This window comes from Dactylosporangium sp. NPDC005572 (assembly GCF_040605515.1).
Classification (GTDB): domain Bacteria; phylum Actinomycetota; class Actinomycetes; order Mycobacteriales; family Micromonosporaceae; genus Dactylosporangium.
Map to the genome: position 1 here is coordinate 18,558 of NZ_JBEXCY010000026.1, position 23,570 is coordinate 42,127.

The window sequence follows — 23,570 nt, forward strand, 5'->3', positions numbered from 1 at the left end:
GTTTCCTCTCGTGAGTGATGGTTCACTGCGCGGGCACGGTCACGACCGTGCCGGTGTGCCGGGCCGCCTCGGCGGCGAAGACCGCGAGGTGACTGGCGAGCGACTGGTCCAGTCCGGACCGGATGTGGCCGCCGTCGCCGGTGGCGACGGCGCGGATGAAGGCGTCCATCAGCCCGCTGTCGCCGCCGCCGTGGTCGTCGGCGGCGGTGGACCCGCCGACCGGGCCGGTCTCCAGGACCTCGATCCGGTCGGTGCGGAAGTCGTGCACCCGGACCCGCTCGCCGTCGCCGGAGAGCATGCCGTGGGTGCCGAACAGCTGGGTCTGCCGGTGGGTCTGCTCGGTGAACGCGGTCATGGTGAACGTGGCGGTGAGGCCGCCGGTCAGCTCCATGGCCACGACCTGGTGGTCGACGACGTCGTTGTCGCCGCTGTACACGCAGCGCCCGTACGGCCCGGTCCGCAGCGCGTCGAGGAGCGCGGCCTCGTCGGTGCCGTCGGTGACGATGCTGACCGGCCACACCGCTCCCTGTTCGCGCAGCCGCGGCAGGTACAGCTTCGGCGCCGAGTACGGGCAGGCGGCCTCGACCGGGCAGTCGAGGCACCGCTCGGCGGCCCCGGCCGGGCGCTGCTCGGGCCGGAAGTGGCGCAGCCCGCCGAAGCTGGCGACCCGTTCGATGCGCCGGCCGGTGACGAAGCTCAGCCAGTCGAGGTCGTGGCTGGACTTCGCCAGCAGCACCGGCGCCGCCAGGTCCGCCCGCCGCCAGGGCCCCCGCACGTACGAGTGGGCGAAGTGCCACCAGCCGACCGGCTCCAGGTGCTGGACGCTCACGATCTCGCCGAGCACACCGCTGTCGACCACCTGCCGCACCAGGTCGGTGTAGGGGGTGTACCGCAGCACGTGGCAGACCGCGAACAGCACGCCCGTGGCGCGGACCGCGTCGACGATCTCGCGGCACTCCGCCTCGGTCGGCGCGAGCGGCTTCTCCACCAGCAAGTGGTGGCCGGCCCGCGCGAACGCGACGGCCGGCGCCACGTGCATCCGGTCCTGGGTCGCGATCATCACCGCGTCGGCCTCGACCCCGGCGCCGAGCAGCTCCTCCCAGCCCGTGAACTGGGCGGCGCCGGGGTGGTCGGCCACGACGAGGCCGCGCTGGTGCGGGCGCGGGTCGGCGACCGCGACCAGCCGCGCCCGCTGCGGGTTGTTAGCCACCCAGCGCGCGTACGTCTGGCCCCGGTTCCCGGCGCCCACCAGCGCCACCGTCACCTGCTGCTCCACGTCGTCCTCTCTCCTTACCGGTATGGGGTCAGACGCTGAGGTTGCCCGTGTCGCGGACCCGCGGCCCGGCCGGCGGCAGCGACCGGGCGACGCCCTCCTCGACGCACGCGGTGTGCAGCAGGGAGGAGCCGTCGCCGAAGCCCGCGTCGGTCAGCCGGAGCCGGCCACCGGTGAACAGGGCACCGACGGCCGAGTACCGGTTGCGGCCGGCCTCGACGGCGACGTGCGCGGTGTCGCCGTCGCCGGCGGTGCTCACGTAGCTGCCGAGGTCCCAGGTGACGGTGCCGGTCGCCGCGGCGCGGGACAGGAAGGCCTTGGCCGCGTTGGTACCGGCGAGCACCGCGCCACCGCCGACGCTGATGCGCTGGTCGGCCGCGCCGGCGAGCCGGATCCCGGTGTCGGTGAACGTGCCGCCGTCGACGCGGACGTCGGCCGCCTTGACGGCGATCGGTGCGGCCGTGGCGGCGCCGGTCAGCGTCGTGCCGGTCAGGTGCAGCCGGCCGGTGCCGTTGAACGCGTGCCCGTCGAGGCCGGTGATGCTCGTGCGCACCAGGTGCACCGGCGCGGTGACGCTGGCCTGCACCACCTCCGTGCCGGGGGTGGCGAGCCGGAACGCGCAGCCCTCGATGACGTTCGGCCGCCCGGAGCGGCTCGACTGCTGCGAGATGATCAGCGTGTCGTCGGCCGAGCAGCCGCGCAGCTGGACGCCGTCGGCGTTGACCCACAGCATGCCGGAGCCGGCGAGGCCGGCCTTGCGGATCACCTGGACGTCCTCGAGGGTCAGGTCGGTGACCTTCACCCGGGCCACGAACCACGAGCAGACGTGCTTGCGCACGGTGATCCGCTTGGCCGCCGAGCCCCACGCGGCGCCGGAGTTGGCGAACGTCATCAGCCCGGAGTTGCCGGTGTAGACCAGGTCGTGCTCGTACTGGCCGTGGGTGACGAACGGACCCTGGTCGTCGCCGTCGCCGTGGCAGTTGGTGACGTAGCCGTAGGCGGAGGCGGTCCAGTCGTTGAGGTGCCGGGCGTTGGAGGTGCGGCAGTCCTCGACGTGCCCGTAGAGGCAGTAGATCTGCTGGGTGAGGTAGCCGGCGCCGCCCCAGGTGACCGAGGTCGGGTTCTTCAGCGTGCACCGGGCGGTGTGGAAGTGGGTGCACCAGCGGCGCATGATGACCGGCCAGAACGAGCCGGTGGCGTCGACGTCGGCGACGTCGCAGTGCACCGCGTACTCGTAGGCGATCGGGTGCGAGCCGGTGTACTGGTCGGCGCCGTTGCCGGTGAAGACCAGGTTTCGCACGTGGACCCGGCTCACCGGTTCGACCCGCGTCCAGGTCAGCGTGCGGCCGGCGGCGAGCTCCCAGCCGTTCTTGTAGGCGATGCGGATGTGGGTGCCGTCGATGATCTGGGTGACCTGCACGAGCTTCTGCAGCTCGCGCTCCCAGGCGCCGGCGAGTTTGTTGACCTCGACCGCGTACCACTGGCCGACCGCGAACGCGGCGGAGTCGGCGACCTGGAACGAGTCCCAGCCTTCCAGCACCGCCTCAGTGAGGGTGTGCGTGTGGACCTGGTCGGTGACCGTGCCGCGGAAGAACAGCACCGCGGCGAACGGGTCGTCGCGGGCGGCGTCCTCGATCCCGTCGGTCGACATGGTGTGCCCGCCGAAGTCGAGCACCAGGTCGCTGCGGGTGAATCGGTGGCGCTTCACGAAGTGCAGGTCGGTGTGGGCCTCGATGCGGTGGATCGTGGGGTCGTTGACCATCGCGTCGAGCGCGGCGTCGGCCGGTGTCTTCGCGTCGAAGACGCCGAAGTGCCGGAACTCGACGACGCCGTCGTGGACCTGCAGCCAGCGACCCGGGCCGGGCCTGTCGGTGTGCGGGTCCAGCACGGTGCCGCCGTTGGCGGGCGCGCTGCTCGTCGCGTCCCAGCGCACCAGCCGAGCGCCGCCGTCGCCGGCGGCCAGGTGGCCGTCGACGTGGACGAGCTGGCCGTTCTCGAGGCGGCGGTACTGCAGGGCGAGCAGCGCGGGGACGGAGCCGACGTGGAAGACGGCGTCCCGCAGCGGGCTGAGCCGGTCGGCGTCGTCGCCGGGCGAGTGGGGGGTGGCGTGGGCCGCCGAGGCCGGGGAGAGCGCGAGGGCGCTGCCGGCGAGGGCCAGGCCGCCGAGCCCGGAGGCGCGCAGCAGGGCGCGGCGGGTCGTCGATTCGGAACGGTCCATCGGAAGGGTCTCCTGCCGGTCAGACGGTGAGGTTGTCGGTGGTGACGATCCGGGCGGAGTCGGCGGGCAGCTCGCGGCCGACCCCGTCCTCGACGCATCCGGTGTGCAGCAGCGTGGAGGTACCGCCGAAGCCCGCCTCGCTCAGGACGAGGCGGCCGCCGGCGAAGCGGGCGCCGACGGCCCGGTACCGGTTGACGCCGGTGTCGACGCGGACGTGCGCGGTGGCCGCGCCCGCGGCGGTGCTGCGGTAGTCGCCGAGCTCGATGCGGACCTGCCCGGTGCCGGCGGCCCGGGACAGCAGCGCGCCGCGGGCGTTGGTGCCGGTGACGGTCGCGCCGCCGCCGACGACCAGGCGCTGGTCCCGCACGGCGGACAGCTCGATGCCGGTGTCGGTCAGGGCTCCGCCGTGCACGACGACCTCGGCGGCGCCGATCTGCAGCGGCGCCGCGCCGGGCGAGCCGGTCAGTACGCAGTCGGTGAAGCGCACCGGGCCGGCGCCGCGCAGGATCGCGCCGTCCAGGCCGCGAAACGTGGTCCGGACGAAGTGCACCGGGTTGCTGACCGGGGTCTGGTGGATGACCGTGCCGGCGGGCTGGTCGAACTCGCAGTCGGCGATGATGTTGGGCCGCCGGGATCGGGCCGAGCGCTGCGCGATGCTCAGCGTCCGGGCCGAGCAGCCGCGCATCTGGATGCCGTCGGCGTTGACCTGGAGCGTGCCGGCCGGGTCGAACGTGGAGCGGGCGATGACCCGCACGTCCTCCAGGGTCAGGTCGGTGATCTTGGTGCCGGCGACGAACCAGGAGCAGACGTGCCGGCGGATCGTGATCCGCTTGGCGCTGATGCCCCACTGCCCGCCGCTGTTGGCGATGTCCATGAGGCCGGAGTTGCCGGTGAAGACAAGGTCGTGCTCGTACTGCCCGTGGGTGGTGAACGGGTTGCCGCCGGCGTCGTCGCCGTCGCCGTGGCAGTTCTCCACGGTGCAGTACGCCGAGGCGGTGAGGTCGTTGAGGTGCCGGGCGTTGGAGCTGCGGCAGTCGACGACGTGGCCGTAGAGGCAGTAGATCTGCTGCGTGAGGTAGCCGGCCCCGCCGTACATGACCGTCGGCGGGTTCTTCAGGGTGCAGTTCGCGGTGGTGAAGTGGGTGCACCAGCGGCGCATGATGACCGGCCACCAGGTGCCGGTGGCGTGGATGCCCTCGACGTCGCAGCGCACGGCGTACTCGTAGGCGACCGGGTGGGAGCCGCTGTACTCCCGGTCGTCCGGGCCGGATCCCGGGTACTCGCCGGTGAAGGCGACGAACCCGAGGAAGACCATGTTGCGCACGTGCGCCCGGCGGACCGGCTCGACCCGCTGCCAGGTGACCGTCCGCCCGGGGTCGAGCTGCCAGCCGTTGAGGTAGCCGACCCGGATGTGGGTGGCGTCGACGATCTGGGTGACCTGCACCATCTTCTGCAGCTCGCGCTCGTCGGCGCCGGTGAGCGGGTTGCTGGTCGCGGTCCACCACTGGCCCACCGCGAACTGCTTCGCGTCGGGCACCTGGAACACGTCGGACAGCTCCGGCACGGTCTCGGTGAGGGTGTGGACGACGGGCGCACCGGTCGGCGTGCCGCGGAAGTACAGCACCGCACCGAACGGGTTGTCGTGGGTGTTGCGCTCGATGCCGTCCGTGTGGACGGTGTGGCCGCCGAAGTCGAGCTCGATGTCGCTGCGGCCGAACGTGTGCCGCTTGACGAACCGCAGGTCGGTGTGGGCCTCGACACGCTGGATCGACGGGTCGCCGACCATGGCGTCGAGGGCGTCGTCGGCCGGCGTGTCGCGGCCGAAGACGCCGAACATCCGGAAGTCGCCGACGCCTGCGTGCACGACCAGCCAGCGGCCGACCGGGCGGCGGTAGGGATTGTGGACGGTGCCGCCGTTGCCGGCGGCCGTGCTGGCCGGGTCCCAGCGCAGCAGCGTGCCGCCGCCGTCTCCGGGAGTGTGGTAGCCGGCGACGCGGACCATGGTGCGGGCGGTCAGCAGGGCCGGGTGGACGGCGTTGAGGGCGGCGACCGTGTCCACCGCGAGGATCCGGTCCTCGGGCGTGACGTGGTCGGGTGGGGACGAGCCGGGTTGACCCATGGAAAAGCCTCAACCTTCGCGGTCCAGCCGTGCGGCGACGCCGCCGCACAGCGGTGCGGTTCTTTGGGGGTGAAGGTCGGGCAAACGCGCGAGGCGCGCAGGCGGCGGAGCTGCTGACCGGAAAACGTCCCGGCACCGGGGCTGCGGCGCGGCGGGAGTCAGCTAATTCGCCCGAGAGGCGTCACGACCTTGGCCGTGACGTTGGCGGGGACTTTAAACAGCCCGTGAACTCGGTGTCAAGCGTTGTCGCGGTGATCGGCGTGGCCGAGGCGGGCCGAGATCTCGTCGGCCGCCTGCCGCACCTGCCGGCCCACTTCCTGGTAGCGCCACGTGGGCAGACCGAGCTTGAGGCCGGTCACGCTGATCGCGCCGCAGCAGCCGCCGGTGTGGTCGCGCAGCGCGCTGCCGATGCAGAACACGCCGTCGGCGTCCTCCTCGTCGTCCAGGGCGTAGCCGGCCGTGCGGACCTCGTCCAGGTGCGCCTGGAGCGAGTCGAGGTCGGTGATCGTGTGGTCGGTGCGCTTCGGCAGCCCGACCCGGCCGATGAGCTCGGCGACCTGCGCGGGGCTCATCTCGGCCAGCAGCGCCTTGCCCAGGCCGGTGCAGTGCGGCAGCTCGCGGGTGCCCATCCGCAGGTCGAGCTGGATCCGCTCGCCGTTGCTGACCTGGTCGATGACGACCGCGTGGGCGCCCTCGGGCACAGCGAGCCGGGAGCTGAGCCCGGTCTGCACGGTCAGGGTGCTCAGCACGGGGCGGGCGATGTCGCGCAGCGAGAGCTGCTCCTGGGCCCGCACGCCGAGCCGGGCGAGGGCCATGCCGAGCCGGTAGCGCCGGTTCAGCCCCTCGCCGTCGGCCGCCGCCAGCCCGTGCTGGCCCAGCGTGTAGAGGGTGGCGAAGACGGTGCTCTTGGACAGGCCGCACGCCTGGGCCACCTCGGTGACGCTCAGCCCGCGACCGGGGGCGGCGGCGGAGAGCGCCTCCAGTACCTCGGCCGCGCGGCTGACGCTGCGGACGAGGTATCGGGCGTTGTCGGATTCGTCGGTGCTCATGGTCCTCATTTCGTGCTGCTGTTCGCCCAGGCCGAACAGCGTAACAAAGCTGTTCGAAAACCGCGCCCCCGTCGTGTTGACCCCGTCGATCAGGCGTGCTTAGGATGCTGAACACTGTTTGGCAGTACCGAACAGCGTTCTGAAAATCTTATGCGGCGGAAGACATCGCGGCGCCATGACCGGGCTGGGCCATGGCACCGCACCGATGAGGAGTTAGGTGTGAAGCCACGATCGGCCCCATCCGGCACCACGCTCGCCGAGCGCGCCCGCCAGGTCATTCCCGGCGGCGTCAACAGCGGGCAGCGCAGCATCCCCGGACTCACCGAGCTGGTGATCACCCGGGCCGCGGGTGCGCGTTTCTGGGACGCCGACGGCCGCGAGTACACCGACTATCACGCGGCCTTCGGGCCGCCCCTGCTCGGCCACAACGACCCCGACGTCAACGCCGCCGTCACCGAGGCCGGCAAGCGCCTCGACCTGTGCGGCGTGGCCGTCACCGACGGCGAGGTCCAGCTCGCCGAGACCCTCGCCGAGCTGGTGCCCAGCATCGAGCAGGTACTGCTGACCAGCACCGGCAGCGAGGCGACCTTCCACGCCCTGCGGGTCGCCCGCGCCGCCACCGGCCGGCGCCTCGTGGTGAAGTTCCAGGGCTGCTACCACGGCTGGCACGACGCGGTCAGCCTCAACGTCATCTCCACCCCGGACCGGGTCGGCGTCCAGGACCCGATCTCGACCGGCATCCTCCCCGAGGTCCTCGACGCCACCCTCGTCCTGCGCTTCAACGACGTGCCGGCGGTGCGCGCGGCCTTCGCCGAGCACGGCGAACAGATCGCCGCGGTCATCGTCGAGCCGGTGCCGCACAACGTCGGCTGCCTGCTGCCCGACCGGGAGTTCCTGCAGGCGCTGCGCGACGAGTGCACGCGCGCCGGCAGCGTCCTCGTCTTCGACGAGGTGATCACCGGCTTCCGGCACGACCTCGGCGGCTGGCAGCGCATCAGCGGGGTCACCCCCGACCTGACCACGCTCGGCAAGGCCCTCGGCAACGGCTACCCGATCGGCGCGCTGGGCGGCCGGGCCGACCTGATGGACCTGTTCAGCACCCGCCCCGGCGCGCCGGCGTTCTTCGCCGGCACCTACAACGGCCACCCGGCCATGGTCGCCGCCGCGCTCGCCACCCTCGGCAAGCTGCGCACCGAGCCGGTCCACAAGCACGTCTACCGGCTCGGCGAGCGGATCCGCACCGGCCTCGCCGAGGTCTTCGCCGACCTCGGCGTGCCCGCCGTGGTCACCGGCCACGGGTCGGTCTTTGTCAGCTACTTCATGGACGGGCCGGTTCCCCGGACGTACGACGACCTGTTGCGCAACGATGCGGGCATGTTCATCGGCTACCGGCGCCGGATGCCCGAGCACGGCGTCTTCGAGCTGCCGCTCAACCTCAAGCGCAACCACGTCTCCTACGCGCACACCGACGCCGACGTCGACCACCTCCTGGAGGCCACCCGCTCGGCGGTGCGCGACACGCTCGCCGCGGGCGGCGTCACCGAGCTGGCCGGCACCGCCACCATGGGTGGCGCCGTGGGGAACGGGTGAGCCGATGCTGACCGTCGACACCACCCGCCCGGTCGGGCCGGCCGGCCGGATCACCCGCGTCGAGACGCTCAGCCTCGGCACCGCCTGGCGCGACTTCTCCTACGTACGCGTACACACCGACGCCGGGCTCAGCGGCGTCGGCGAGATCACCCATCCGTACCGGGGACGCGAGACCTGCCAGCTCGCCGAGGCGATGGCCGCCCGCCACCTCATCGGCGCCGACCCGTTCGACGTCGAGGAGATCTGGCTGCGGCTGTACCAGGGCGACTTCCTGCGCGGCGGCGACATCGGCGGGATCGTGCTCTCCGGCGTCGACCAGGCGCTGTACGACCTGATGGGCAAGGCGCTCGGCGTCCCGGCCTACCGGCTCACCGGCGGGGCCTGCCGCAGCCGGGTCCGGGTCTACGCCAACGGCTGGTACACCGGCGAGCGGGAGCCCGCCGCCTTCGCCGAACGGGCCGTCGCCACCGTGGCCCGCGGCTACACCGCCCTCAAGTTCGACCCGTTCGGCGCCGGCCTCGGCGAGCTGTCCCGCACGGAGCTGCACAGGTCGGTGGCGATCGTCGCCGCGGTCCGCGAGGCGGTCGGCCCCGACGTGGAGCTGTTCGTCGAGGGACACGCCCGCTTCGCCATGCACACCGCCGTGCGGCTCGTCCACGAGCTGGCGCCGTTCGACCTCGGCTGGTTCGAGGAGCCGCTGCCGTGGACCCACATCGAGCGCTACGCCGAGCTGCGGGCCCGGGCGACGATGCCGATCTCCGGCGGCGAGCACTTCCACAACCGCTACGAGTACGCGCGGCTGTTCGCCACCGAGGCGGTCGACATCATCCAGCCCGACCTGTCGATGGCCGGCGGCTTCACCGAGGTCCGTAAGCTCGCCGCGATCGCCGACCAGCACGCGATGGTCGTCGCCCCGCACAACTCCAACTCGCCGCTGTGCACCACCGCCTCCGTGCACGCCGTCCTCGGGATGCCAAACTTCAAGATCCTGGAGACGTTCGACGGCATGCTGGAGGACTACGTGTTCGACGCGGTACGCGGCGCGCTGCCGATGACCGGCGGGCACATCGAGCTGCCGACCGCGCCCGGCCTCGGCATCGAGCTCGCCGACGAGGTCTTCGCCGAGCACCCGCCGAGCCACGGCTTCTGGAACATGTTCGCCGAGGGCTGGGAGAAGCGGGACCGCCGATGATCGTCGACGTCCACTCGCACCTGTTCGACTGCCCGGAGCACGTCGGCGACCCGTTCGCCGCCGAGGCCTCCCGGGCCCACGGCGGTCACGTGGACCTGACCGTGCGCTGGTCGGAGTACGCCGCCACCGCACCACCGGACACCCGCACGATCGTCGTCGGCGGCAAGGCCCGCCGCTCCGGGCTGTGGGTCGACGACGCGGCCGTCGCCGCGTACGTCGCCGCCCGGCCCGAGCGGCTCATCGGCTACCTCGCTCTCGACCCGACCCAGCCCGGCTGGCGCGACGAGCTGGAGCACGGCCACGTCGACCTCGGGCTGCGCGGGATCAAGCTCATGCCGATGTACGCCGGGTTCGACCCGGCCGACCCCGCCTACGACGACCTGTACGCCTACGCGGCCCGGCACGGGCTGCCGCTGCTCGTGCACACCGGGACCACGTTCGTGTCCGCCGCGCCGCTGCGGTACGCGCTGCCGGTACACCTCGACGAGGTCGCGATCCGGCATCCCGAGCTGCGCATGGTCCTCGCCCACCTCGGCCACCCCTACGAGGGCGAGTGCATCGCGGTCATCCGCAAGCACCCGCACGTCTACGCCGACGTGTCCGCGCTGCACTACCGGCCGTTCCAGCTGTGGCACAGCCTCCGGCTGGTCCAGGACTACGGGGTGTGGGACAAGCTGCTGTTCGGCAGCGACTACCCGTTCACCACCGTCGACGCCTCCGTCGACGGACTGCGCGCGGTCGGCCGGGTCCCCGGCATTCCCGGCCTCGACCCGCTCGACCCCGAGCAGATCGAACGGCTGATCCACCGCCCGTCGCTGGACCTGCTGGGGCTGTCGTGACCGCGTTCGACCTGACCGGCCGCACCGCCCTGGTGACCGGCGCCGCCCGGGGCCTCGGCGCCGCGTTCGCCGCCGGACTGGCCGGCGCCGGAGCCGACGTGATCGTGGTCGACCGGCCCGGCGTCGACCTCGGCCCGACCGTCGCCGCCGTCACCGGCGCCGGCCGGGCCTGCCACCCGCACGCGTTCGACCTGGCCGACACCGAGGCGATCGCGCCCTGGGCCGACGAGCTGCGCCGCGCCCACGGCCCGCTGCACATCCTGGTCAACAACGCCGGGGTGGCCGCGCTGGAGCACTTCAACGAGATCACCGTCGCCGGCTGGCGGGCCCTCATGCGGGTCAACGTCGAGGCCGTGTTCTTCCTCGCGCAGCGCGTCGCCGAGCACATGATCGCCGACGGGGTCTCCGGCCGGATCGTGAACATCTCGTCGAAGAACGGCCTCGTCGCCGAGGCCGGCCTGGCCCACTACAACGCCTCCAAGGGCGCCGTCGAGCTGCTCACCCGCTCGCTCGCCGCCGAGCTGGGCCCGCACGGGATCACCGTGAACACGATCGCACCCGGCATGATCGCCACCCCGATCGACGGCGAGTTCCCGTTCGACCGCGCGGCCTTCGAGGCGGCGTGGGCCGAGCGGATCCCGCTCCGTGGTGGCTACGGGCGCCCGGACGACTGCGTCGGCGCGCTGCTCCTGCTGGCCTCCGACGCCGGCCGGTACATCACCGGCACCCATCTCGTCGTCGACGGCGGCGTGCTCGCCGACCAGATGCCCCGCCTGCGGTTCATGCCGCCGTACCGCAACACGCTCTGACCCCGACCCGACAAGCGCGGGCCCCGGCAACCGGCGCCATCGTCGCTCCTGCCGATCAGGCCGCTGCGCGGACGGCCGCCGGCGTTGGGACCTGCGGCGTCGGGGTCTTGCGGCGCAGACCGAATGCCGTGACGAACGCCGCGAGGACGGCCGCGGTCACGGGCAGCACCAGGCCGTGGCGGATCGCCGTAAGGCTGATGTCCTCGCCGGCCTCGGCGTTGACCGTGGCCATGCTCACAGCGGTCACAGCGGAGATGCCGAGGGCCGTACCGAACTGCATCGAGGTGTACAGCAGGCCGCCCGCCAGGCCGTGCTCCCGCTCGTCGACACCGTCGGTGGCTGCCATGGTCAGGGGACCGTAGGACAATGCGAAGGCCAGGCCCAACAGCAGCATGGTCGGCAGCATCACGGCGTAGGTCCAGTCCTGCGCGACCGGCAGGAAGAGCACGTAGGCCAGCGCGGCCAGGACGATGCCGCCGAAGAGCACCCGTACGTTGCCGAACCGGTTGACCAGCCGCGGCGTCAGCGTCGGGGCGAGGATGGTGTCGATCCCGACCACCAGCATGGCCAGACCGGTCTGCAGCGCGGTCCAGCCCCGCAACTCCTGCAGGTAGAGCGTCACCATGAACTGGAACCCGGCGAACGAGGCCATGAACAGCAGCGCCGCCAGGTTGGTCCGCACCAGCCGAGCCGACCGCAGGATGCCGAGCCGGACCAGCGGATTCGTCGAGCGGCGCTCGATCAGGACGAAGATCCCCAGCAGAACGACGCCGGCGGCGAAGACAGCCAGGGTTGTCCCAAGCCCCGCACCGCCGTGCTCCAACCGCACCACGCCGTAGGCCAGCAGCAGCATGGCGGCTGTGATGCTCGCCGCGCCGGCCAGATCGAAGCCCCGCGCCTCCGGCAACTCCTGCCTGTCGTCCTTCAGCAACGCAACCGCGGCCAGCAGGATCGCCGCGGCGAGGATGACCGGGGCGAAGAACACCCACCGCCAGTTGGCCGACACCAGCACGCCCCCGGCGACCAGGCCGAGGGAGAAGCCACCGGCGGCGGTGCCCGCGTAGACCCCCAGCGCCCTGGTTCGCTGCGGACCCTCCGCGAAGTTGCTGGTGACCAGAGCCAGCCCGGCCGGAGCCATGAACGCGGCAGCCACTCCGGTGACGAAGCGTGCCACCAGCAGCATCCAGCCCTCGGTGGCGAAGCCACCCAGCCCGGAGAAGACCACGAAGACCAGAAGCCACCACAGGAACATCCGCCGCCGGCCGAGCAGATCGGCCACTCGCCCGCCCAACAGCATGAACCCGCCGTACCCGAGCACATAGGCGCTCACCACCCCGCTGAGCACCCCGGTCGACAGCCCAAGATCCTCCCTGATCGCGGGCAGCGCCACGTTCAGCATCGCGACGTCGATCCCCTCCAGGAAGATCGCCCCGCACAACACGAACAACACGCCCCACGTCCGCCCGTCCATGCGGGTGTTCGACGTAGACATCTCGACTCCTCTTGGAGGGCCTCACGCTCTCCGGTTCTCCCAGCGCATGCCGGTTCCTTCTTGTAACCGTCTGCATCGTGGGGCACCATCGGTAGCCATGGAAGACGGAACTCTCCGGTCCCTCGGTCACTGCGCGGATACCGACGCCGACTACGACGTCCTGCAGTGGGACACCCGCGAGGACTGCGAGGTCCGCCAGATCCTCGATCGGATCGCCGACAAGTGGTCGCTGCTGGTCATTGCACTACTGGACCGGCGCAGCCTGCGCTTCACCGAGCTACGGCGCATGATCGACGGGATCAGCCAGCGAATGCTCTCGCGCACCCTCCGGCACCTCGAACGCGACGGGCTGGTCACCCGGACCGTGCACCCGACGGTGCCGCCCCGCGTCGACTACGAGCTCACCGCGCTCGGCGCCACCCTCCACGAGACGATCCGGTCACTGGTGACCTGGACGGAGAGCCACCAGAACGAGATCGCCGCCGCGCGTTCGGCATACGACAAACGCGCAGCCGAGGAACAGGCCCAAGCCGAACGAGAGGCAGCCCAGCGAGACGCCATCGCCCGCGAGGTCCTCGCCGGCCGCCGATAGAACCCCGTCATCGCGTACGAGGCCGGCCAGCTCGCGCCGGGTACCATCGTGCAGATGGGACATATCGCACGCGCGGCCGGCGGGATGGAGCCCGCCATCGCGTCGGTCGCCGGCGAGAGCGCCGTACTCCCCTCGGAGCTCCGCCAGATGTGGGATGAGTTCTCGCGCTTCATGCTCTCGTACAAGTTCGGTATGAACGAGATCACAACAAAGGTGCAGATCCTCCAGGAGGAGTTCCGGCACATTCACGAGTACAACCCGATTGAACACACGTCGGCCCGTCTCAAGAGCCCCGAGGGCGTCCTGGAGAAAGTGCACCGCAAGGGGTGCGAGCCGACCTTCGACCGGATTCGCGAAGAGATCACCGACATCGCCGGCGTGCGGGTGACGTGCTCGTTCGTCTCGGACGCCTACCGGGTGTTCGATCTGTTGACCGGACAGCACGACGTCGACCTGCTCGTGGTCAAGGACTACATCCGCCGGCCCAAGCCCAACGGATACCGGGGCCTGCACGCGATCGTCGAGGTCCCGGTCTTCCTGTCCGACGGACCGACACCGGTGCGGGTCGAGGTGCAGTTCCGCACGGTCGCCATGGACTTCTGGGCCAGCCTCGAGCACAAGATCTACTACAAGTACAACGAGCACGTCCCCGACGAGCTCCGGGCCAGCCTTCGCGAGGCCGCTGCGACAGCTGCCAAGTTGGACGAGGACATGGAGCGACTGCACCAGGAGATCCACGGCGACGACCGCCGTCGGCCGTCCCGGTCACGAGCGGGCAATGTCGATGTGTCGGAGAAGCTCGTGATGGAGCTGATCCGACGGCAGCGCCTGCTGAACCAGCAGAGCTAGCCCGCAACCGCCTGCGCCGCGGGCATCAGGACGTGTTCCCATCCACTCCGGGGCGCCGGCAGTAGTACACGAGTGCCGGCGGAACGTTCGCCCACACCGTGCGGCTGACGACCACCTCGTCGAAGCGGGACCGCAGGGATTGCAGCAGTCGGCGCGCCGGCGGAGCCCAGCGGGTGTGCACGTACGCGAACGTGGTGAACACGCCGTGCGGCGACAGGGTCGCCACCACCGCGGACAGGACGTCGTGCTGCCGGCCTGCCGCGAACGCCGCCCACGGCAGGCCGCTGACCACGACGTCCGCCGAACGCAGCCCACGCTGTGCGAGCAACGCGGCCAGGCCGGCGGCGTCCGCGTGGACCACGTCCACCGCCGGATGGCGGGCGGCGAGCTGCTGCGCGAACCGTGCGTTGAGCTCGACCGCGAGGTGCGTGCCTCGTCCGGCGAGTCGTCGCTGGATGGCGTCGGTGAAGGCGCCGGTGCCCGGACCGAGCTCCACGACGACCGGAGCACCGGTCCGGGGTACCGCTGCCGTCGAGACCGTGGCCAGGGCGGGGCCGCTCGCAGCGACCGCGCCCACCGTCAGCGGGTCGCGCACGAACTCCACGAAGAACGACACCGGTCAGGCCCGGTGCGGGGTCCGGTTGATCGCCCAGGCGTGGAACGCGAGGCCGACGCCCCACCCGACGATCGACCACAGCGGCCAGAAGAACTGTTCGGGAGTGGCGTAGTACCAGGTGAAGACCTGGCCCACGTTGGCCAGGACATACCAGAGGACGTGGATTCGCAGGCCCCACTTCTTGGAGGCTTCGCTCTTCGTCGATTGCATGGTGGGGACGTTAGGCCCGCGCACTGTACGACGACTGAATCCGTTCGTCAGTGGCCGTCAAGTGGCCGTCCCTACTGTGACCGGCGATCGTCTCCCCTTGCCGGAAGGAAATCCCACGATGACCACTCGTAGAACCGTTCTCGCCGGGTCGGCCGCGGCCGCCACGGGCGCATTCCTCGGGGCACCCGCCGCGCAGGCGCACAGCTCGAAGCCCAAGCCCACCGTGGTGCTCGTGCACGGCGCGTTCGCCGACGCCTCCGGCTGGAACAGCGTCGCCGGCCGGCTGATCCGCGACGGCTACCCGGTCATCGCCCCGGCGAACCCGCTGCGCAGCGTCTCCGCCGACTCCGCCTACCTGGCCAGCGTGCTGGCGACACTCAGCGGGCCGGTGGTGCTCGCGGCGCACTCCTACGGCGGGATCGTCACCACGAACGCGGCCGCCGGCAACCCGAACGTGAAGGCGCTGGTCTACGTGGCCGCGTTCGTGCCCGACGAGGGCGACACGCTCCTGGGGCTGCAGACGAAGTACCCGGGAAGCCGGCTGAACGAGGCGGCGCTGGACTTCCGCCCCTACGGGGAGGGCCTCGTCGACGGCTACATCAAGCAGGCAGTCTTCCGCGACGTGTTCGCCGGGGACGTACCGGCGGCGACCGCGGGGCTGATGTGGGCGGGGCAGCGGCCGGCTGACGCGCGGACGCTCGGCGAGCCGTCCGGCGCACCGGCGTGGCGGACGATTCCGTCCTGGTACCTCGTGGCCCGCAACGACCAGGTGCTGCCCGCCGCGGCGCAGCGGTTCATGGCGCAGCGCGCCGGCGCGCAGGTCCGCGAGGTCGCCGCCTCGCACGTCGCGATGATCTCGCAGCCCGGCGTGACGGTCGAGCTCATCAAGCGGGCAGCGCGCTGATGTTCGAGCGTCTCGGGCGGACCATGTACCGCCGCCGCTGGTGGGTGATCTGCGCGGCCGCCGCCTTCATGACGTTCGGCGGCCGCGCGAACTGGTGGGCGCCCGGGCCGCTGCGGCGCTTCTCCACCCGGCACGGCCTGCGCGAGGTGACGGCGTGATGCAGCAGCACGCCTCCGCGCCGGCCGTCGCACGTCCCCCGGTCGGTGGCCGCGATGCCGCTCTCCGCTGAACAGGCCGGCCGCCTCGCCGGGTACGGTGTGGAAGAGCACGCCTCCGCCGGGCGGATCCTGTACGCCACCGGCGACGACACCTACAACCTGTTCCTCCTGGGCACGGCGACGGTGGACATCGTCCGGGACGCGACGGCGGCCGAGCCGGAACGAGTGATCTTCCGCGGTGGCCCCGGGGACTTCCTCGGCGAGCTGAACCTGCTGACCGGGCAGCACGTCTACCTCACCGCCCGGGTGGTCACCGCCGGGACCGTCGTGCGGGTTGACGCGCACGGGCTGCGCCGGGTGCTCGCCGAACACGACGACCTCGCCGATCTGCTGCTCCAGGCGTTCCGCGAACGGCGTGACGTCATCCGCGCCGCCGCCGGCAACGCCCTGACGATCTACGCCCGGCCGGATACGGCGGAGTCGCTCGCGCTGCGGACGTACGTGACCCAGCTACTGCTGCCGCACACCTGGCACGCCTCGCCGGGGCCCGGGCTCGCGGACGACGACCTGCCGGCGGCGATCGTCAACGGCGCGGTGCTGCGGCAGGCGACACCCGGGACGGTCGCCAAGGCGCTCGGCCTCACCTACCGGCCCGGCGGCCCCCCGGTCGACGTGGTCGTCGTGGGCGCCGGCCCGGCGGGTCTGGCTGCCGCGGTGTACGCGGCGTCGGAGGGTCTCACCACCGTGCTGCTGGACCGGCACGGGCTCGGCGGGCAGGCCGCCATGAGTGCGCGCATCGAGAACTACCTCGGCTTCCCGCACGGGGTCAGCGGGGCGTACCTCACCCGGCTGGCGATGCTGCAGGCGCTGAAGTTCGGGGTGCGGGTGCACTCGCCGTGCGCGGCCGCGGACCTCGACCTCGCGGACCCCCGGCGCCCGGCCGTACTGCTGGAGGACGGCACCCGCGTCGAGTGCCGCGCGGTAGTCGCCGCCACCGGGGTGCGGTACCGCCGGCTCGACATTCCACAGTGGACGGCGTTCGAGCGGTCCGGCTGCATCAGGTACGCGGCGACCGAGCTGGAGGTGCGCGGGTACGCCGACCGGCCGGTGGCGGTCGTCGGGGGCGCCAACTCGGCCGGGCAGGCGGCCCTGTCGCTCGCCGCCCAGGGCGCCTGCGTCGAGCTCGTCGTCCGCGGTGCCGAGCTCGGCCGGCGGATGTCCGCCTACCTGGCGGACCGGATCCGGGCGCACGCGCGGATCCGGGTGCACACCGGCACCGCGGTGCTCGAGCTCGCCGGTGGTGACACCCTCACGTCGATCGTCGTGCAGCGGCCCAACGGCAGCCTGGAACGGCTGGCCTGCCGGGCGCTGTTCTGCTTCGTCGGCGCCGACCCGGTCTCGGGCTGGCTCACCGGCGTGGCCACGGACGACGACGGCTTCGTCCGCACGGACGGTCGGCTGCCGTACCAGACGAGCGCACCACGGGTGTTCGCGGTCGGTGACCTCCGCTCGGGCTCGACGAAACGGGTGGCCGCCGCCGTCGGGGAGGGCGCCGGTGCGGTCGCCTCGGTCCACGCCGCACTCGACGGCGACTCAGTCGAGTGAGGCCAGGAACGCTTCGGCCCGGCGGGCGAAGAGGTGGGTCTCGCGCTCGGCGGACCAGGCACGGGCCGCCTCGGCGGCCGCCCGCACCACGTCGACCGGCTCGCCGCGGGCGTGGAGCAGGCGCGCCCGCAGCAGCCGGATCAGGCCCTCGGCGTACCGCTGGCCGTGGGCCTCGAGGGCCCGGCCGGCCCGGTCGAGGGCGGCGCCGGCCTCGTCCGGCCGCCCGGCGGCGAGCCACATCTCGGCGAGCAGACCGTTGTGGTACGCGATGCCCCACCGCGGCGGGTCGACCAGCGTCGCGGCCAGCAGCTGCTCCGCCTCCGCCGCGGTCGCGGCCGGGTCGTCGCCGGTGAGGGCGCGGGCCCAGTACCAGTTCAGGCGCACGTAGTGCTCCTGCTGGACGGCGGTGGCGCCGGTGCCCATGGCCATCCACCGTTCGACCGTGCGCATCACCCAGCCCGCGTCGCCGGCCATGGAGGCGATGATGGTGATGTAGTAGGCCCAGGTCGCGACCCCGAGCGGATCGGCCGGGCCGTTCCACTCGTCGATCATGGTGCCTGCCGTCCCGGCGTCGCCGTGCAGGGCGGTCACGACGGCCCGCCAGCCGGGCCACTCGCCCGAGACGTCCCGCCGGACCGTGGTCTCGCTGTGCGAGGAGACCGCACCGTGCAGGACGGCCGGGTCGTTCGCCATGAGGTACCGGTACGCCTCGCCGATGTTGCCGATGTCCCACTGGTGCAGGCCCCAGGCCTGCCGGCCGTACACCCGCAGCACCGGATCGGCGGACGCCTCCCCCTGCTCGTACAGCCGGCGGACCAGATGCGCGCGGTCCGGTTCGAGGAAGGTGTAGGCCCCGAACAGGCGGGCGAAGAGCAGCCCGGCGGCCTCGATGTCGCGGCCGAGCTGGCGGGCCAGGTACTCCGCCCGCTCCAGCAGGTCGAACGTCGTGCCGCCGAACCCGGCCTGCCGGCGCGGGGCGATGGCCAGCAGCGCGAGGGCGGAGAGCTCCAGCTCCGGCAGGCCGGCGTTCCGCGCGATCTGGGCGGCCGTCTCCAGGTGCCGGTCGGCGGCCGCGAACGCGAGCTTGGCCGTCGCGCGGCGACCGGCGCGCTTGAGCGCCTCCGCGGTGCGCACCGGGTCGGCGAGGGGGCCCGCGGCCCACAGGTGGTAGGCGAGGCGCTCGGTGACGGCGTCGTCGTCGGCCTGGCCGGCTTCGAGCGCGTCCGCGACCCGCAGGTGCAGCCGGACCGCCAGTTGCTGCGCCGTCGTCTCGGTGATCGACTCGCGGACCAGGTCGTGCGCGAAGCGCAGCGAGAACGGGTCCTCGGGTCGCGTTTCGAGCAGGCCGAGCGCCTGCAGCGGTTCGAGGCGTTCGAGGCAGTCGGCGGCGTTCCCGCCGGCGGTGCGGGCGAGCAGGCCGAGGTCGACGTCGCGGCCGATGAGCGCGGCGATCTGCAGCAGGTCACGGGTGCCGTCGTCGAGGTCGGCCATCCGGTCCCGGACGACGTCCCGCACCGTGGACGGCACCCCGGCCCGTGCCGACGCCCCTACCGACGCTCCCATCGACGCCTCCGCCGACGCCTCGCCGTCGCTGAGCGCGCCTCGGTCGCTGAGCAGCCGGGACAGCTCCCGGACGTAGAACGGGTTACCGGCGGTGCGGGCATGGATGCTGCGGGCGATGTCGGCGGCGGGCTCCTGGCCGGACTCGCGGCGGATGAGCTCGGCCACATCGGGCAGGCTGAGCGGACCGAGCCGGAACCTGCGGTGGCTGGGCAGCCGGCTGGCGGCGGCCAGGACCCGCGAAAGGTCGGAGCCGGGTGCGGGTGCGCGGTCGCGAAGGGCGCCGATGATCGCGGTACCGGTGGGCAGCCGGCCCGCCAGGTGCCCGAACAGCTGCAGCGACGCCGCGTCGGCCCATTGCAGATCGTCGAGGACGAGCAGGATCGGCCGCTCCGCCGCGGCCTGGCCGATGACGGTGACGACCTGCTCGAACAGGCGGAACTGGGCGCGGCCGCCGGACACCACCGGCCCCGCGTCGTCGTCCCGCGATTCGAGGAGGCTGCCGAGCTCGCCGGCCAGCCACTTCTCCCGCGCCGACGCGGGCAGGCTGTCGACGACCGCGGTGAGCGCCTGCTCCCACGGCCACATCGACGGTGTGCCGTCGCCTTCCAGGCAGGAGGCCCAGACGACGTGCCCGCCGCGTTCGTCCGCCTCGGCGGCGGCCTCCTCCAGCAGCCGGGTCTTGCCCACGCCGGGTTCGCCCTCGACGACGGCGAGCCCGGTGCCGCCGGTGAGCGCCGCCTCCACGGTCTGCCGCAGTACCGTCAGCTCCTCGGTCCGGCCGATCAGACCACTCTGCCGGGTGGGCGCGCCGCCACCCCGACCGCCCGCGACCACCGGACCCTGCGTCAGCACCCGCAGATAAGCGGCCTGCAGCGCCGAGCCGGGGTCGATGCCGAGCTCCTCGGCCAGGCGCTCGCGCAGCGTGCGGAACGCCGACAGCGCCTCGGCCTGGCGTCCGGCGGCGCCGAGGGTGGCGATGAGACCGGCCTGGACGGGCTCGTGCAGCGGCGCCATCCTGGAGGCGAGCTGCAGCGCCGGGAGCACCCGCTCCGGCTGGCGCAGCGACACGGCGAGGTCGGCCGCGGCCGTGCAGGCGGCGTGGAACTCGTCGTCGAGCGCGGCGAAGATCGCCATCGCAGCCGTTCCGTGGGTGAACCCCTCCGCTGCGGGACCCTGCCAGAGGCCGAGCGCGTCGACGTAGTTGTCGAGCGCCGCTTCGTGCTGCCGCTCGGCCAGGGCCGCCCGGGCGGCTTCGAGGAGGTCCCGGAAGGCGACCAGGTCCAGGGTGCCGGGGCCGCCGCCGAACAGGTACGCGTTGCCGCGGCGGTGCAGGTACGAACCGCTCTCCCGGGCGGGGACCGCGGGCTCGAGCAGGCGCCGGAGCGCGCCGATGTACTTCTGGATCACGTTGAGCGCGCTGGCCGGGACGTCATCGCCCCAGATCAGGCCGATCAGCTCGCTCGTCGTGATCGGCTGGCCGACCCGGGCCAGGAGCAGGGCCAGCAGGTACGCCTGCTGGCGGGGGCCGGTGTCCAGCTCGGCGGCGCCGCGCCACACCCGCAGCGGGCCGAGGATTCGCAGGCGCAGGGGATCGGCGCTCACCCGAGCCCGACCGGCGTCGGTTCACCGGGAACGGGCTCCTCAGCCCGGCGGCGGGCGACGAGCCAGCCGAACGCGACCGCGGTGAAGAACATGACGATGCCGTACACCGCACCGGGGATGGCCATTTCGGCGTTGTTCATCAGCGCCGGGCTCAGCGCGACGGTGATGGTGAACGCGGTGTTGTGGATGCCGATCTCGAACCCGGCCGCGACGGCCGCGCGGTGGTCGACGCCGGCGAGGCGCGGCACCGCGTAGCCGACCAGCAGGCTCACGATGTTGAAGACCACCACCGCCAGCCCGACCGAGACGAAGTAGCCGGCGAGGTTGGCCCGCTCCCCGTACAGCACGGCGGAGATGACCGCGACCAGGACCACCACGGACAGCGCCCGGACCGGGCGGTTGAGCCACTGCGCCATCCTGGGCGCCCGCGCACGCAGGAGCATCCCGGCCACGACCGGCACGACCACGATGACGAAGACCTGCACCACCTTGCCGAACTGCAGCCCGATGCCGGTGCTGCCGGGCAGGAAGTACCCGGCCGACAGGTTCACCACGATCGGCAGGGTGACCACGACCAGGCCCGAGTTGATCGCGGTGAGCGAGACGTTCAGCGCGACGTCGCCGCCGAACAGGTGGCTGAACAGGTTGGCCGTGGGACCACCCGGTGACGCCGCGATCAGCAGCATCCCGACCGCCAGCTCCGGCGGGAGCCGGAACGCGAGCACCAGGCCGAAGCAGATCAGGGGCAGCAGCACGAGCTGGCACAGCAGCGCGACCACGGCCGCCTTCGGATGCCGGCCCACCCGCCTGAAGTCGTCCACGGTCAGGCCCAGGCCCAGGCCCAGCATGACGACGGCGAGGGCAAAAGGCAGGCTGGCGATGATCGAAGCGGAGCCCACGGTGCATTTTCACCGTCCTGCGGCGGCCGGTCAATGGCCAGTTCCGCCGCAGGAGCGGCTGTCGCACGGGGTACCGTCACCCCGGTGAGCCCCGAACCAGACAACGACCCGAGCATCCTGGCCCGGCAGGTCGCTCACGCGGCAACCGGTCTCGCCCGATGCCTCGCCACCGACATCACCATCGACCCTGAAGACGTCATCGGGCCGCTGATCGCCGCGTCGCACCGCCTGCACGAGATCGCGACCGAGCTGAGCCTGGCGGCGACGCCGGTCAGCGAGGAGTCGGGGTCGGCGGCCCGCCGGGCGGCGGAGCGGTTCCTGCAGGCCAAGGCGGAGCTGGCGCAGTCGCTGGCCGGGCTGCCGGAGGAGCCACCGCCGGGCGAAAGCTGACGACCGCGGGCCCTACCTCCCGGCGGTGCACGCCGCCGCGTGCTCAGCCAGCCACGCCAGAGCCTGCGCCAACGACTCCGCTTCCTCGTCGGTACCGCATCCGGTGCACCGCTCGGTGAGGTAACCGGTGAGGTTCATCTCGATCCACGCCTGCCCTCCGCCGGCGGTCGCGAGGATGTCGGACACGATCTCCCGGTACTCGCCCATGCCGGCCATCGTGCCGCCGGCCACCGGCTGCTGCGCCGAAACCCCCGAAACATCCGTGCCCGGCGGCAGAACCACCCCGGCAGTAACCCGCCGGATGCCGGCTTCGTGGCGGCCTTTAGCGAGGTTTCAGACGCCGGTCCTAGCGTGGCCGTTGTCCGATGCCGGACCGCGGGGCGCGGTGGCCCGTCCACGGGAGGCGCCCGGATTGCGAGGTGAGTCATGCACGAGCTGACGATCGACGTGGCGCTCAGCGGTGTACCGGCCCGAGTGGGCGAGCACTGATGATCACCGACGCGGACCTGGCCGCGCCGGTTGGGCGCACGACCGCCGCGCCCGAGGCCGACGAGTTCTACCTTCCGCCCCTGCCGCGGCTGCTGCCGGTGGCCTACCACCCGCAGGCCGCTCAGATCGAGATCAGTTCCAACGGCTGGATCCGCCGGATGCTGGGCGAGTGCTTCTCCGACGAGCAGGCGCTCCTGGTCTTCCTGCGCCAGCGCAACGGCATCTACGGCCCGATCACCGTACCCTTCGCGGATCGGCGGCGCGCACAGAACATTGCCGACTGGTACCAGTTCGTCACGGTGATCGACAGCTTCGTTTCCGACGAATCGGCACTGGGGGCGGATCATTCGGCCGCGCGCGAGGCGTTCGCCGCCGTCATGGCGGACGTCGACGCGCCTGGCGGCGCTGCAGCGGCCACCGTGTACGGTCGCGCCGCCCAGGATCTCTGGCGGCGTATCGCGCCGGACCTCAGCCGCAGGCAGGTCGACCGGCTGGTGCACAGCCTCGAGGCGTTCCTGCGCGGCTGCGCCGCCGAGATCGAGGCCAAGCTGGCCGGGACGGTACCGGACTTCGAGGGCTGCATGCGCGTGCGGATGAACAGCTTCGGCTGCGAGTTCCTGGAACTGCTCACCGAGTACGCGTGCCAGGTGGACATGAGCGACCTGGCCGTGCGCGGTGCCCTGGACGAGGTGCACCACCACGGCATGCGCCAGCTGATCCTGGTCAACGACCTGTTGTCGTGGCGGAAGGAGTACGCGCAGCGCGACACGATGACGACGATGCGGGTGCTGCGCGAGCACGAGGGGCTGGGCCTGCAGCAGGCCGTCGACCGGCTCTGCGCGCTCGTTGCGCACCACGAACACCAATACATCAGCGCCCGGGACGCGGCGCTCGCCGGCCCGTCGGGCCGGGAGCCCGGACTGTCCGCGTACCTGTCCGGCCTGGACCATCTCATCGGCGGCAGCCAGGAGTTCGAGTACCTGACGCCCCGCTACTTCGGTGACGGTGCGGCCTGGGACGGCACCACCTACGGCTGGCTCAGCCTGACCGCGCCGGTCGCACGCTTCCGACCAGGCCCGTCCACGACGACCAGGTGAGGCCGACCCCGAGGG

Annotated in this window: 21 protein-coding genes; 11 read left to right on the plus strand and 10 right to left on the minus strand. The window is 72.3% G+C overall.

The features are described 5' to 3' along the window. Window positions 1-22: 22 nt before the first annotated feature. The 4 genes from ABZS66_RS15860 to ABZS66_RS15875 form a co-directional block, all read right to left on the minus strand. Window positions 23-1,276: a Gfo/Idh/MocA family oxidoreductase gene (locus ABZS66_RS15860; protein ID WP_354758081.1), complete on the minus strand. Its 1,254-nt coding sequence runs from the start codon at window positions 1,274-1,276 to the stop codon at window positions 23-25. Between the two features lie 28 nt (window positions 1,277-1,304). Next, window positions 1,305-3,491, minus strand: a complete 2,187-nt coding sequence (locus ABZS66_RS15865) for a hypothetical protein (protein ID WP_354758083.1) — start codon at window positions 3,489-3,491, stop codon at window positions 1,305-1,307. A 19-nt stretch (window positions 3,492-3,510) separates the two neighbouring features. After that, on the minus strand, window positions 3,511-5,610 hold the full coding sequence (locus tag ABZS66_RS15870) for a hypothetical protein (RefSeq protein WP_354758085.1): 2,100 nt from the start codon (window positions 5,608-5,610) through the stop codon (window positions 3,511-3,513). 236 nt (window positions 5,611-5,846) lie between these two features. Then, the gene (locus ABZS66_RS15875; RefSeq protein ID WP_354758087.1) at window positions 5,847-6,659 is read right to left on the minus strand and encodes an IclR family transcriptional regulator; all 813 of its coding nucleotides are present in this window, start codon (window positions 6,657-6,659) and stop codon (window positions 5,847-5,849) included. Between the two features lie 219 nt (window positions 6,660-6,878). Here ABZS66_RS15875 and ABZS66_RS15880 point away from each other — a divergent pair, with 219 nt between their 5' ends. Genes ABZS66_RS15880 through ABZS66_RS15895 form a run of 4 tightly spaced genes read left to right on the plus strand, consistent with a single transcriptional unit; the run spans window position 6,879 to window position 11,089 of the window. Continuing rightward, window positions 6,879-8,249, plus strand: coding sequence for an aspartate aminotransferase family protein (locus ABZS66_RS15880; protein WP_354758089.1), 1,371 nt, complete (start codon window positions 6,879-6,881; stop codon window positions 8,247-8,249). 4 nt (window positions 8,250-8,253) lie between these two features. Next, the gene (locus tag ABZS66_RS15885; RefSeq protein WP_354758091.1) at window positions 8,254-9,441 is read left to right on the plus strand and encodes a mandelate racemase/muconate lactonizing enzyme family protein; all 1,188 of its coding nucleotides are present in this window, start codon (window positions 8,254-8,256) and stop codon (window positions 9,439-9,441) included. Continuing rightward, window positions 9,438-10,280, plus strand: coding sequence for an amidohydrolase family protein (locus tag ABZS66_RS15890; RefSeq protein WP_354758093.1), 843 nt, complete (start codon window positions 9,438-9,440; stop codon window positions 10,278-10,280). Before ABZS66_RS15885 ends, ABZS66_RS15890 begins: the two co-directional genes overlap by 4 nt. After that, window positions 10,277-11,089, plus strand: a complete 813-nt coding sequence (locus tag ABZS66_RS15895; protein ID WP_354758095.1) for an SDR family oxidoreductase — start codon at window positions 10,277-10,279, stop codon at window positions 11,087-11,089. The genes ABZS66_RS15890 and ABZS66_RS15895 overlap by 4 nt, the downstream gene beginning before the upstream one ends. A gap of 55 nt (window positions 11,090-11,144) precedes the next feature. Here the strand turns inward: ABZS66_RS15895 and ABZS66_RS15900 are convergent, their stop codons facing one another. After that, the gene (locus ABZS66_RS15900) at window positions 11,145-12,581 is read right to left on the minus strand and encodes an MFS transporter (protein WP_354758097.1); all 1,437 of its coding nucleotides are present in this window, start codon (window positions 12,579-12,581) and stop codon (window positions 11,145-11,147) included. A gap of 97 nt (window positions 12,582-12,678) precedes the next feature. On the opposite strand from ABZS66_RS15900, the gene ABZS66_RS15905 reads away from it, so the two are divergent. Then, on the plus strand, window positions 12,679-13,173 hold the full coding sequence (locus tag ABZS66_RS15905; protein ID WP_354758099.1) for a helix-turn-helix domain-containing protein: 495 nt from the start codon (window positions 12,679-12,681) through the stop codon (window positions 13,171-13,173). A gap of 54 nt (window positions 13,174-13,227) precedes the next feature. Continuing rightward, window positions 13,228-14,022 (plus strand): GTP pyrophosphokinase family protein, encoded by a 795-nt coding sequence (locus ABZS66_RS15910; protein ID WP_354758101.1) that lies wholly within the window; start codon window positions 13,228-13,230, stop codon window positions 14,020-14,022. A gap of 25 nt (window positions 14,023-14,047) precedes the next feature. On the opposite strand, the gene ABZS66_RS15915 is transcribed toward ABZS66_RS15910, so the two are convergent. Both ABZS66_RS15915 and ABZS66_RS15920 read right to left on the minus strand, forming a co-directional pair. Continuing rightward, entirely contained in the window at window positions 14,048-14,638 is a 591-nt protein-coding gene (locus ABZS66_RS15915) for a methyltransferase domain-containing protein (RefSeq protein ID WP_354758103.1), read from the minus strand. Window positions 14,639-14,641: 3 nt separating this feature from the next. Next, complete coding sequence (locus ABZS66_RS15920; protein WP_354758105.1) at window positions 14,642-14,848, minus strand: 2TM domain-containing protein; 207 nt, start codon at window positions 14,846-14,848, stop codon at window positions 14,642-14,644. Window positions 14,849-14,966: 118 nt separating this feature from the next. Here ABZS66_RS15920 and ABZS66_RS15925 point away from each other — a divergent pair, with 118 nt between their 5' ends. The 3 genes from ABZS66_RS15925 to ABZS66_RS15935 are packed head-to-tail and all read left to right on the plus strand — an operon-like array spanning window position 14,967 to window position 17,515. Then, window positions 14,967-15,752 carry an alpha/beta hydrolase gene (locus tag ABZS66_RS15925; RefSeq protein WP_354758107.1) on the plus strand — a complete coding sequence of 262 codons (786 nt, stop codon included), beginning with the start codon at window positions 14,967-14,969 and terminating at the stop codon, window positions 15,750-15,752. Continuing rightward, the gene (locus tag ABZS66_RS15930) at window positions 15,752-15,910 is read left to right on the plus strand and encodes a hypothetical protein (protein ID WP_354758109.1); all 159 of its coding nucleotides are present in this window, start codon (window positions 15,752-15,754) and stop codon (window positions 15,908-15,910) included. The genes ABZS66_RS15925 and ABZS66_RS15930 overlap by 1 nt, the downstream gene beginning before the upstream one ends. Window positions 15,911-15,964: 54 nt before the next feature. Next, entirely contained in the window at window positions 15,965-17,515 is a 1,551-nt protein-coding gene (locus tag ABZS66_RS15935; protein ID WP_354758110.1) for an FAD-dependent oxidoreductase, read from the plus strand. Here the strand turns inward: ABZS66_RS15935 and ABZS66_RS15940 are convergent. Both ABZS66_RS15940 and ABZS66_RS15945 read right to left on the minus strand, forming a co-directional pair. Continuing rightward, window positions 17,504-20,680, minus strand: coding sequence for an AAA family ATPase (locus ABZS66_RS15940; protein ID WP_354758112.1), 3,177 nt, complete (start codon window positions 20,678-20,680; stop codon window positions 17,504-17,506). The genes ABZS66_RS15935 and ABZS66_RS15940 overlap by 12 nt on opposite strands. Next, the gene (locus ABZS66_RS15945) at window positions 20,677-21,579 is read right to left on the minus strand and encodes a bile acid:sodium symporter family protein (RefSeq protein ID WP_354758114.1); all 903 of its coding nucleotides are present in this window, start codon (window positions 21,577-21,579) and stop codon (window positions 20,677-20,679) included. Before ABZS66_RS15945 ends, ABZS66_RS15940 begins: the two co-directional genes overlap by 4 nt. 84 nt (window positions 21,580-21,663) lie before the next feature. Between ABZS66_RS15945 and ABZS66_RS15950 the strand changes: the two genes are divergently transcribed. Then, window positions 21,664-21,969 (plus strand): hypothetical protein, encoded by a 306-nt coding sequence (locus ABZS66_RS15950; protein WP_354758116.1) that lies wholly within the window; start codon window positions 21,664-21,666, stop codon window positions 21,967-21,969. Window positions 21,970-21,981: 12 nt separating this feature from the next. Here the strand turns inward: ABZS66_RS15950 and ABZS66_RS15955 are convergent, their stop codons facing one another. Continuing rightward, complete coding sequence (locus tag ABZS66_RS15955; RefSeq protein WP_354758118.1) at window positions 21,982-22,176, minus strand: hypothetical protein; 195 nt, start codon at window positions 22,174-22,176, stop codon at window positions 21,982-21,984. A 281-nt stretch (window positions 22,177-22,457) separates the two neighbouring features. On the opposite strand from ABZS66_RS15955, the gene ABZS66_RS15960 reads away from it, so the two are divergent. Beyond that, window positions 22,458-23,555, plus strand: a complete 1,098-nt coding sequence (locus ABZS66_RS15960) for a terpene synthase family protein (RefSeq protein WP_354758120.1) — start codon at window positions 22,458-22,460, stop codon at window positions 23,553-23,555. Window positions 23,556-23,570 lie beyond the last annotated feature (15 nt).

Excerpts from the sequence above, each read along its gene's own strand:
- ABZS66_RS15865 (WP_354758083.1), bottom strand. The coding sequence starts at position 3,491 with ATGGACCGTTCCGAATCGACGACCCGCCGCGCCCTGCTGCGCGCCTCC.
- ABZS66_RS15870 (WP_354758085.1), bottom strand. The coding sequence starts at position 5,610 with ATGGGTCAACCCGGCTCGTCCCCACCCGACCACGTCACGCCCGAGGAC.
- ABZS66_RS15875 (WP_354758087.1), bottom strand. The coding sequence starts at position 6,659 with ATGAGCACCGACGAATCCGACAACGCCCGATACCTCGTCCGCAGCGTC.
- ABZS66_RS15885 (WP_354758091.1), top strand. The coding sequence starts at position 8,254 with ATGCTGACCGTCGACACCACCCGCCCGGTCGGGCCGGCCGGCCGGATC.
- ABZS66_RS15890 (WP_354758093.1), top strand. The coding sequence starts at position 9,438 with ATGATCGTCGACGTCCACTCGCACCTGTTCGACTGCCCGGAGCACGTC.
- ABZS66_RS15900 (WP_354758097.1), bottom strand. The coding sequence starts at position 12,581 with ATGTCTACGTCGAACACCCGCATGGACGGGCGGACGTGGGGCGTGTTG.
- ABZS66_RS15905 (WP_354758099.1), top strand. The coding sequence starts at position 12,679 with ATGGAAGACGGAACTCTCCGGTCCCTCGGTCACTGCGCGGATACCGAC.
- ABZS66_RS15910 (WP_354758101.1), top strand. The coding sequence starts at position 13,228 with ATGGGACATATCGCACGCGCGGCCGGCGGGATGGAGCCCGCCATCGCG.
- ABZS66_RS15920 (WP_354758105.1), bottom strand. The coding sequence starts at position 14,848 with ATGCAATCGACGAAGAGCGAAGCCTCCAAGAAGTGGGGCCTGCGAATC.
- ABZS66_RS15925 (WP_354758107.1), top strand. The coding sequence starts at position 14,967 with ATGACCACTCGTAGAACCGTTCTCGCCGGGTCGGCCGCGGCCGCCACG.
- ABZS66_RS15930 (WP_354758109.1), top strand. The coding sequence starts at position 15,752 with ATGTTCGAGCGTCTCGGGCGGACCATGTACCGCCGCCGCTGGTGGGTG.
- ABZS66_RS15935 (WP_354758110.1), top strand. The coding sequence starts at position 15,965 with ATGCCGCTCTCCGCTGAACAGGCCGGCCGCCTCGCCGGGTACGGTGTG.
- ABZS66_RS15955 (WP_354758118.1), bottom strand. The coding sequence starts at position 22,176 with ATGGGCGAGTACCGGGAGATCGTGTCCGACATCCTCGCGACCGCCGGC.
- ABZS66_RS15960 (WP_354758120.1), top strand. The coding sequence starts at position 22,458 with ATGATCACCGACGCGGACCTGGCCGCGCCGGTTGGGCGCACGACCGCC.